At 65.9% G+C, this 10,232-nt stretch carries 7 protein-coding genes and 1 tRNA gene; 3 read left to right on the forward strand and 5 right to left on the reverse strand.

The window, feature by feature from the left end; all coding sequences use genetic code 11:
- Window positions 1–115 precede the first annotated feature (115 nt).
- The 5 genes from EV652_RS39990 to EV652_RS40010 all read right to left on the reverse strand — a co-directional run bounded on the left by EV652_RS39990 (window position 116) and on the right by EV652_RS40010 (window position 5,068).
- Window positions 116–760 (reverse strand): hypothetical protein, encoded by a 645-nt coding sequence (locus EV652_RS39990; protein ID WP_132215452.1) that lies wholly within the window; start codon window positions 758–760, stop codon window positions 116–118.
- A gap of 98 nt (window positions 761–858) precedes the next feature.
- The gene (locus tag EV652_RS39995; RefSeq protein WP_132215454.1) at window positions 859–1,680 is read right to left on the reverse strand and encodes a carbohydrate ABC transporter permease; all 822 of its coding nucleotides are present in this window, start codon (window positions 1,678–1,680) and stop codon (window positions 859–861) included.
- Window positions 1,677–2,543 (reverse strand): carbohydrate ABC transporter permease, encoded by an 867-nt coding sequence (locus tag EV652_RS40000; protein WP_132215456.1) that lies wholly within the window; start codon window positions 2,541–2,543, stop codon window positions 1,677–1,679. The genes EV652_RS39995 and EV652_RS40000 overlap by 4 nt, the downstream gene beginning before the upstream one ends.
- Window positions 2,533–3,837 carry an ABC transporter substrate-binding protein gene (locus EV652_RS40005; RefSeq protein ID WP_132215458.1) on the reverse strand — a complete coding sequence of 435 codons (1,305 nt, stop codon included), beginning with the start codon at window positions 3,835–3,837 and terminating at the stop codon, window positions 2,533–2,535. The genes EV652_RS40000 and EV652_RS40005 overlap by 11 nt, the downstream gene beginning before the upstream one ends.
- Window positions 3,830–5,068, reverse strand: a complete 1,239-nt coding sequence (locus EV652_RS40010; protein ID WP_199238666.1) for an ROK family transcriptional regulator — start codon at window positions 5,066–5,068, stop codon at window positions 3,830–3,832. Before EV652_RS40010 ends, EV652_RS40005 begins: the two co-directional genes overlap by 8 nt.
- Window positions 5,069–5,269: 201 nt before the next feature.
- Here EV652_RS40010 and EV652_RS40015 point away from each other — a divergent pair, with 201 nt between their 5' ends.
- The 3 genes from EV652_RS40015 to EV652_RS40025 all read left to right on the forward strand — a co-directional run bounded on the left by EV652_RS40015 (window position 5,270) and on the right by EV652_RS40025 (window position 9,161).
- Window positions 5,270–7,141: an alpha-N-acetylglucosaminidase gene (locus tag EV652_RS40015; protein ID WP_500784511.1), complete on the forward strand. Its 1,872-nt coding sequence runs from the start codon at window positions 5,270–5,272 to the stop codon at window positions 7,139–7,141.
- Window positions 7,142–7,169: 28 nt separating this feature from the next.
- Window positions 7,170–7,242 (forward strand) — tRNA-Lys (locus EV652_RS40020).
- Between the two features lie 125 nt (window positions 7,243–7,367).
- Entirely contained in the window at window positions 7,368–9,161 is a 1,794-nt protein-coding gene (locus tag EV652_RS40025) for a tyrosine-type recombinase/integrase (protein WP_132215462.1), read from the forward strand.
- Window positions 9,162–10,232: the final 1,071 nt, after the last annotated feature.

Raw genomic sequence — 10,232 nt, forward strand, 5'->3', positions numbered from 1 at the left:
ACCACCCTTGTCAACGGGTCGTTGCCACCAGCAAACGCTCGGTGGTCAGGTGGGGGTGCCGGTGAGGATGTGGGTGCCTATGGGGCTGATGGTGTGGCGGACGGCGGGGCCTAGGTCACCCGGAGGCGCCAACCCCCATCAGGGCGGCGACGACGAGACCGGCGACGAAGCCGGCCACGCTCAGCACGACCAGTGGCGAGGTACTGATCGTCGGCTCCGGGACCCGCTGCCCGAAGATCGCGAACAACCGCTCCTCGGCCGGCCGAACCTCCTGCAGCAGGACCGTCGACGGGTGCTTGAAGATCTGAACCGCCTCGACCGCGGTCTGAGCGGCGACGACGGCACCCCGGACCACCCCGACGACCACGGCTGCCGACGCCACGGTCAGGACGCCGATCAGCGCCGCGGTCGTCTGTGCCATCCCCGCGTCGGAGAACAGCGTGTCCTTCAACGCCGAGAACGACCACAGACCGAAGAATCCGAGCACACCCGAGGCGAGCCCGCCGGCCAGGAACAGTGCCGTCAACGGATTCTGGATCCGCACCACCGCCGCGAACGCCCGTGCGTCTCTGGCCAGATCCCCTGCGTCCCGAGCCAGTCCTTCGTACGTCGCCAACACGTCAGCCCGGGCTCTCAGCTTGACCGCGATCACGATCCGATCGGCGAGGTCCAAGGTGCTCGCCTGGTCCAAGATCTCTCGCCAGGCGGTCACCACTTCGTCATGCGACGGCGCAATCGCCGCCCGGTCCACGACACTCATGCCCTGCCCCCTTACGCCGAACGCGCCACCCCCGGTGCGATCGCCTCCCCTGGGCATGAGAGTACGCCGACCCACCCGCCACGAACAGTCACCGGCAGTCAGCTCTTGACCGCACCCTGTGTGATCCCGTTGACGAAGTTCCGCTGGAATGTGAGGTAGACGAGCACGATCGGGGCGATCACGATCAGGCTCGCGGCCGACAGCAGCGGGATGTTCGTCGAGTACTGCCCGACGAACAGTCCGAGCCCGGCGGGCGCCGTACGGCGGTCCGGATCCTGCATCATCACCAGCACCAGCAGGAACTGGTTCCACGACCACATGAAGTAGAGCACCGACAGCGTCGTCACCGCCGGCCAGGAGATCGGCAGGAGCACCCGCACCAGTACGGCGAGATCACGCGCACCGTCGACCCGAGCCGCCTCGACGAGTTCACCGGGCAGACCGGAGAAGTGTGACTGCATCCAGTACACGCCGAACGGCATGAAAAGGGCGACCTCGGCCAGGATGATGCCGAGGTAGGAGTTGGTCAGACCGACCTGCTGCAGGTTGTAGTACAGGGCAACGACCACGAGCTCGACCGGCAGCGTCAGCCCCAGCACGAAGCCGGCCGACATCGCCCGGTTGCCCCACACCTTCAGGACTTCCAGCCCGTACGCCGCCAACGTCGCGAGCACGACCGCCAGCGGTACGACGCACACGGCGATCAGCACGCTCGAGCGCATCAGGTTCGTGAAGTTGCCCTGCGCCCAAGCGAGCTTGAAGTTCTCCCACGACCAGTGCTCCGGGAGGCTCAGCCCGCTGACCTGCTCACTCGGCGAATGCAGGGCCGTCAGCACGATCCCGGCGAGCGGCAGCAGCACCATGGTCGCCATCACGACCAGAACGCCGTACCGGAAACCCACCCCGAGGCGCGCGGTCATCGGCCCACCCTCGCAACGCGGCGGATCGCGGTCACGATCACGACGACCAGCACGGTCAGTACGACGGCCAACGCGCTGGCGTCGCCGATTCGGCTTTCGTTGAAGGCCAACCGGTAGACGAGCAGACCGGGGACGTTCGTCTGCCCGGCCGGGCCGCCGTTCGTCGTCACGAAGACCAGGTCGAAGCTGGCCAGCGCGGCGATCGTGGTGATGACACCGGCGATGGTGACCTCCTCGCGTAGGCCGGGAAGGGTGACGTGGCGGAACGTGCGGAACGGCCCGGCGCCGTCGAGGGTGGCGGCCTCGTACAGCGCGGTGTCGATCTTCTGGGCACCGGAGAGGAACAGCATCATGCACAGCCCGCTCATCACCCAGGTGCCGATCAGACCGAGGGCGATGAGGGCGAGGTCGTAGTCGCCCAGCCAGGCGCGGGTGATGCCGCGAAGCCCTACCGCTGTGAGGATCTGGTTGATGACGCCGTCCTCGCTGTACAGCCAGCGCCAGGTGATGCCGACGGCAACCAACGGCAGCACCTGCGGCAGGAAGAAGACGACCCGGAAGAATGTCATCCCGCGCCGCACCTTGCCGAGCAGCAGACCGGTCATCAGCAGACCGACGACCACCGGGATGAAGGAGAAGAAGACAATCAGCACCAGGCTGTGCAGGATCGCCTCGTACAGCGTCGGGTCCTGAAAAATCCTGGTGTAGTTGGAGAAACCGGCCCAGGTCGGGGCGAGGATGCCGTCCCAGTTCAGGAACGACAGTCGCACCGTGTTCAGGGCCGGCCAGATCGCGAACCCGAAGTAGATGAGCAGCGCGGGCAGGATGTAGACCCACCCGCGCGCCCGGCGTCTACCCACCATGGTGGGCGGTCCACGACTCCTGCAGTGAGGCGAGGAACTGGTCGGTCGTGGTCGTCCCGTTGATGATGCCCTGGATGCCCGGAGTCAGCTTGTCGATCATGCCGGGGGAGGCGAAGTCCGGGAACGGTACGATGCCGTTGCTCTGGGCAATCGGTGCGAACTGCTGGGCGATATCACCGCGCAGACCGGTCGTGCTGAGCTGTGCCTTGGTGTCGACCGGCATGAAACCGCCGGTGAACTGGATCTGCGCGGCCTCGGGAGAGCTCATGTAGTCGAGGAAGGCGGCAGCGACGTTCGGGTACTTCGTCTTGGACGAAATGGCGTACGCGACACTGGCACCGGAGGCAACCTTCACCTCACCGCCGGCCGGGTTCGGCAACGGGAAGAAGCCGACCTTGTCCTTCATCTGCGTCTCCAGCGCGGCGGCCGCCCAGTTGCCGGTGACAAGGAAGGCACTCTTGCCCTGGGCAAAGTTCGCCTGCGCGTCCGGATCCGCGGTCGCGTTGGCTGACTTGGCGACGTACCCCTTGTCGACCCACCGCTTCAGCGTGTCGGTGGCTTCCTTCGCCTTGTCGTTCACGATCGTCGCGCCCGGCTTGCCGTAGACCCAGGCGCGGTAGTCGTCGACCGAGCCGATCACGTTCAGCAACGCGTTCCAGAGATGGAAGCCGCCGACCTGGAGTCCGCCGACACTCAGCGGAGTCCGGCCCTCGTTTTTCTGGAGTTCGAGCTCCGCTTCGAACTCCGGTAACGAAGTCGGCACTTTGGAAACCATCGACTTGTTGTAGAAGACCCCGAGGATGGACAGTCCACCCGGTACGGCGTACAGGTTGCCGGTGCCGAACTGCTTGGCCGTCTGGTCCGACTTCAGCACCTCGAGACTGGCCGGCGGGAACTTGGTGTCCCAGCCGTACGCCTCGGCGTACGGGTTCAGATCGAGGATCAGCTTGGCCGGGACGAGGGTGTTCATCGCGCCGGGGTTGTACTCGGCGATGTCCGGTGGCTGGTTCGACGACATCGCGAGCTTGATCGACTTGATGTAGTCGTTGAACGGCGTCTGCTGGGGCTTGATGGTGACGTTCGGGTACTTCTTCCGGAAGCCCTCGATCAGCGCCTTGGTGGGCGGATCGTCGGTGTAGGCCAGCGTGAGGGTGACCGGATCGCTGGGGATCGTCGTGGCCACGCTCGCCTGTGTCGCCGGTGCGGCCTGTGGTCCGCCGGTGCCCGCGCAGGCCGTGGTGGTGAGTACGGCGGCGGCCCCGAGTGCTATCAGCTTTGCTGCGGTCCTACCCATGAGCTTCTCCTTCGGGGATTGCGGCCGGTGGAGCTTCGGCCGGTAGCGGGCCGCGCGCTGCGGCTCGGCGAATGCTGCTTCTGACGCGTTCGAACCGGGTCCGCTCGATCTCGGCCAGGCAGTGGTGCAGAGCGCCGTACACGACGGCGTCGTCGCCCAGGGAGGAGACGGCCAGCGGGGGCTGGTTGAGGGGTTGGTGTTCCAGGTGGGCGCGGATTGCCTCGAGCAACGGTTCGCCGCATCGGGCCATCGGGCCGCCGATGACGACGAGCTGCGGGTCGAGGATCGACCGGATCGCGGCGACACCTTTGGCGAAGCGGCCGGCGACGGTCTCGATCGCGCTGACCGCGGCCGGGTGTCCTTCGCCGTACGCCTTGAGTACTTCCTCGAACGTGCCTTCGAGCCCGGCCAGCCGGACGATCTCGTCGGCGCCGACCCAGTCCTCGAACGGGCCGAGGCCGTCCGGATTCGTGCGGGTCTCGCCGGCGAGCAGATCGAGGAAGCCGATGTCACCGGAGTCGTTGGATGCACCGCGGTACAGCTCACCCTGCATGACGATCCCGGCGCCGACACGCTCACCCCAGTGGATCATCACCACCGAGTCCTCACGCCGCTGCGCACCGCGCCACCTCTCGCCCTGGGTCGCCAGCTTCACGTCGTTGTCGAGATAGACCGGACACGTCAGTACGTCGCTCAGCCGCCGTACGACGATGTCGCCGGCCAGCCCCGGCATACTCGGGATGAGCTTGATGACCTGGGCGTGCAGATCGACGATGCCGGGCGCTCCGACGGTCGCGAACCAGATGTCGGCGTTCGCGGTTGCCCTCTGCACGGTGGTAACGAGCGTTTCGACGCCCTCCGCGCCACTTGTCCCCGCGTCGAGCTGGACGGTCTCGGTCGTCAGGATCGCGCCGGCCAGATCGGACACAGCCACGCGGACGTCCTGCGGGCTGATCGACAGGCCGAGTACGCAACCGGCCTCGGCCCGGAATCGCACCCGCTGCGCCGGCCGGCCAACCTTCGTCGCGTTGCGCTCGGGCGCGCTGAACTCGACCAGGCCCTCGGCCTCGAGCGCGACGAGGGAGCGGGTGACCGCCTGCCTGCTGAGGCCGACTTTCTTGGCCAGTGCGGACACGGTCATGGTGGACTCGGCGCGGAGTTGCCGCAGGACGGCGTCCGCGTTGATCCCGCGCATGAGCTCGGTGCCCACGGCGACCAGTTCGTCCATCATCACCCTTCCCGCTGCGCTGTCCGATGTGCGAGGGTATTTATTATGGATCGCACGAAACTAACTCCGTCAAGCGATCAGCACCCCTGGATTTCGACACTCGAGGGGTTAGCCCGGCGCGTCCTCGGGGCGTCCGTCACGTTTCGTGGGCTGCCGGGCGACGGACGTCGATTCGAGTACGTCGCTCGCGACGGCGAGCTGATCGTGGCCGCGACGGACGGGGTGAGCGCGGCCGTCGGGCTGCACGACTACCTGCGGAAGGTGTGCGGTCGCTCGGTCGGGTGGGACACCCCGTTTCCGCTGTCGCTGGGGCCATTTGCAGACTGTCCGCTGGCTCGCGGTGAGGCGCGGGTGAGCGAGTTCTACTACCTGAACTTCTGCACCTTCAGCTACACGATGGCCTACTGGGACTGGGCGGAGTGGGAACGCGAGATCGACTGGATGGCGCTGCACGGCGTCACCATGCCGCTCGCTCTGACCGGCCACGAGGCTGTGCTCCATGAAGCGTATCTGCGTCTTGGCCTGTCCTCTGATGCGGTGCGGACCTTTCTGGGTGGCGCTGGGTATCTGCCGTTCCAGTACATGGGCTGCCTCGACAGCTTCGCCGGACCGCTTCCGTCGTACTGGATCTCCTCTCATCTCTCGTTGGGCCGACGGATTCTCGAGCGTGAGCGCGCGTTCGGGATGACGCCGGTGCTGCCGGCGTTCACCGGGCACATCCCGCGGGCACTGGCGCCCGATCGGGTCAAGCGGCGTGAGTGGCAGGGGTTCGAGACGTGGGTCCTGGACGCCGCCGACCCGCTGTACGCGTCGATCGGTGCCGAGATCACCCGCGTCCAGCTCGAGTTGCTCGGCACGGATCATCTGTACGCCGCCGACCCGTTCATCGAGATGATCCCGGTCGATGCGGATCCGTCGTACCCGGGAACCGTCGCTGCCGCGACGCTCGCCGGCCTGCTTAGTGCTGACCCTTCCGCGGTCTGGTTGATGCAGGCCTGGCCGTTCTCCTACCAGCGCGACTTCTGGACCGACGCGCGAGTGCGGGAGTTTCTGTCCGCCTCAGACCGGATGATCGTGGCCGACCTGTGGGCGGAGCGGGATCCTGTGTGGCAACGCTTCGACGGCTTCGGGGACAAGCCCTGGCTATGGTGCGGCCTTCTCAACTTCGGCGGCCGCACCGACCCTTGTGCTGACCTCCGCACAGTCGCTCCCGGTGTCGAGGCCGCGCTGGCTTCTGCTAACCCACCTGTGGGCCTGGGGTTGTCGATGGAGGCGATCCACAACAACCCGGTCTTCTTCGAACTGATCACCGACCTCGCCTGGAACCCGGTGGACCTCGAAGATTGGCTCGACTCGTGGGTCGCCTGCCGCTACGGGAGCCAGGTGCCCTTGCTGCAGAAGGCCTGGCGGGGATTGCTGGCGACCATCTACTCCTGCGACATCCCGATCTTCCCTGAGCATTTCCACGGCGTGCTCACGACGCGTCCGTCGTACCACTCACCTGCGGAGATCGATGCTGCCCTCTGGTACGACCTGGGAGATTTGGCCGACGCCTGGGACGCCTTGATCACCGCGGCCGAGAACGAACCCTCTTTGGCCGACGGCCCACTGGCCCACGACCTGATCTCAGTAGCCATCGCCTACCTCACCCGCCTGGCCGACCGCTACTACCTCGAGGACCGCGACGCCTTCCTAGCCCTCTTCCCCGACCTGGACGCCCTCCTGGCAGCCCACCCTTCATTCACCCTCGCCGCCTGGGAAGCCAAAGCCACCCGCTGGGGCCAAACCCCCGAGGACCGCGCGCTGTTCTTGACCAACGCCCGCCAGATCCTCACCATCTGGGGCCCGACCCCCCACCTGAACGACTACGCCGCCCGCCACTACTCCGGCCTGGTCACCCCCTACTACCTCTCCCGCTGGTCCGCCCCAGACTCCGACCAGGACAAGATCACCGCCACCTTCCTCCAGACCGAACTCCCCCCATCAACCCCAACGAACCTCGTATCCCACTCCCGCCACCTCCACACCACCCACGCCCAACCCCCACCCCACCACCAAACCCCTGGACAAACCTGACACACTATTCCCCTCACCCCTCGTGAGAGGGCCTCTAGCTCAACTGGCAGAGCAGCGGACTTTTAATCCGCGGGTTGTGGGTTCGAGTCCCACGGGGCCTACCGCTAGAATGTAGCCTCTGACCTGCAGAAACACGTCGGAGCGAAGTGTTCGGATGAGCGGGGATCGGCCTTCGATCTGCCGTCATGACACGGTTCGTGACGCAAGATGGCCTAAAATTGGTCGTATGGCCAAGGCGAACGGTCGCAAGAAGCGGGACCGCGGCGGCATCGACGTACTGCCGAGCGGCGCCGTCAGGGTGCGTGTGTACGCCGGAATCGATCCCGTCTCGAAGCGCCGGCATGACCTGACGCAGGTCATCCCGGCCGGGCCGGATGCCGAGAAGCTGGCGGAGGAAATGCGCGTCCGGCTGCTCAACCAGGTGTACGAGCGCCGCAACCCGCGCACCAAGGCCACAGTCAATCAACTCCTCGACAAGTACCTGTCAGAAGCCGACCTGGAGTTCAACACCCTCGATGTCTACAAGGGCTACGCCGACAAGCACATCCGCCCACTCCTCGGCGGCGTGAAGGTTGGCTCTCTCGACGCCGGCATCATGGACTCCCTGTACGCCGAACTCCGACGGTGCCGCGACCACTGCAAGAACACCAAAGGCCAAGTCGACCACCGAACCACTCGCAAGCACGAGTGCGACGCGCGCTGCCGGCCGCACACTTGCAAGCCACTCGCCGCCTCAACGATCCGCCAGATCCACTTCATCCTGTACGGCGCTCTCAGACGCGCCGTCCGGTGGAAGTGGGTCACGACCAATCCCATCGCCGACGCCGAACCACCCGCAGCACCTAAGGGCAACCCGCGCCCACCGACGCCAGAACAAGCCGCGCGCATCATCAACGAGGCCTTCAAGGATCCCGACTGGGGAGCCCTAATCTGGCTCACCATGATCACCGGCCAACGCCGCGGCGAGCTGTGTGCTATCCGCTGGTCGCACGTCGACCTCGACAGCGGAGTCCTCCACCTCGAGAAGGCCATCGGCCAACGCAGCAAGAAGAAGTGGGAGAAGGACACCAAGGCCCACCAGGACCGCCGTATCACCCTCGACCCCGAGACCATCGAACTACTACGTGAACACAAGGCCCGCGCCCGCGCCCGAGCCGCGGCCCTCCAGCTTGACCTCGCCGATGACTCTTTCATCTTCTCGCTAGCTCCAGACGGATCCACGCACCTGATCCCGGACTCCGTCACCCAGCGATACGGCAAGCTGGCCAACCGCCTGGGAATCAAGACCACTCTCCACAAGCTCCGCCATTACTCCGCCACCGAACTGATCGCCGCCGGCGTCGACATCCGAACCGTCGCTGGCCGGCTCGGCCATGGCGGCGGCGGGACCACCACCCTCCGCGCCTACACCGCCTGGGTATCCGAATCCGATCAACGCGCTGCCGGCAGCCTTGCCTCCCGCATGCCCATCCGCCCAGGAGCCGCACCCGCACCCGCCATCACTCTCACTGGGTTGGACCCGACGAGCCCGTACGAGCGGATCGCCGTACATCTCCGCACCCAGATCATGGAAGGCATACTCCAGCCTGGCCTCCCCATCCCACCGGTGAAGGCGATCGCGACCGAGCACGGCACATCAGTCTCAACCGCCCAACGTGCAGTCAAGCTCCTCGACGAGTGGGGCCTCGTAGAGATCAATTCCGGTCGCCGCACGCTGGTCAAGTACGTCGCACTTGCTGCGTCCTCGACCGCTGCAAGAGCGACCAACGCCCTCAACGATCAAGCTCAGGTCTCGGTCGGAGAGGAACGACTCCTCGACTTGGAGGTTCGCCAACTCGGCAAGCCGATCGCCAAGTTCAGAGCCAATGCCGATCCAGACAGCTCCAAAGACCTTCGCCAGCTGCTCGTCGGCGCGATTCGACGAAGCGGCGGCGACCTCGCGGACATTGGCGACTACGAGCTCGCTGTCAGCCTGGCAGGGTCCGGGGATCTCAGGACGACCTTTGTGGCCACCAGATAACTGCAGGCGACTCAGCCGGCGAAGCGCGGTTTAGGAAACCGCGGGACCCCGCCGACACCTGCCTCTCCAAGCCTAAGCAGCTATCACCACTTCTGCCGATCTCGACTCCAGATGACTCGAATCGACGCTCGTTGGTTCCCACGATGTTCCCAGGCTGAACTGATCTGCTCGCCGACCTCCGCGTCCCGGTGAGCCTGGACGGACGGGAGCTGATCGGCCTCCCGACCGACGACCGCCTGCTACTTCCCTGAGCCCTCACCCTCTGAGAGGACACGCTCACGACCTGGCCGTCGTACGTACACGGCCCGCAGTCGTCTGAGCTGCGCGATCTCGTCGATTGAGAGCTGAGGCGTGCTGCGACGCTACATGAACGGTCCGCGATCGCACACAGTCTGCGGAGGCCGAGCGCATGCTGAGCGAGGGAGGCGAGCCGAGCTTTGACAGGCGCCCGCGCGGTCCTCACCTCATCCATCACCGATCAGGGTCAACCGATGTTCGCGGCACTACTTGGCTGCCTGCGACGGTTTGGCGCTGGCGTCCGGATCGGGTGTGGCCTGTCCGGGCGCTAACGCGACTCGGGCCGGGCCTACCACTGGAGCTGCCGTTGGTCTTCTGGCTTGGCGTGCTCGCCGGGCAAGGTCACGCTAGTAGGGCGCGAACCGCCCCGAACTCCGCCTCGCGATGATCCACGTAAGGTTCGAGCCTGTCCCACGGCCGCACGATGACCTCGTAATGGCTGTCCATCAAGCAGACCAGCCAACTCGCCCACTCGAGCACACGTTCCAGTGAATCTGGTCGACTGGACACGCCGTCTGAGCGAGGAGCGGATATGGTCGCGGCGGGCTACACCCAATCCACGGATTCCGTCGCCGGACTTGGAACGACGGTGCGGGACCGGTCCGGACCACACAGTGGCGGCACCGCGGCCGCCGGGACTGTGGCCCCCTGCGGGGACTGATGTGTACTCCAATCCTAGTACGACAGCCGGACTTCGTGATCCTCATGGTGTGCGGGCTTGTCGGCGTTGGTAGTGGCTGGTTCGGGCGCGGTGTTGGTGTCGGCGTCTTCTGA

It is taken from the genome of Kribbella steppae (assembly GCF_004342025.1).
Classification (GTDB): Bacteria; Actinomycetota; Actinomycetes; order Propionibacteriales; family Kribbellaceae; genus Kribbella; species Kribbella steppae.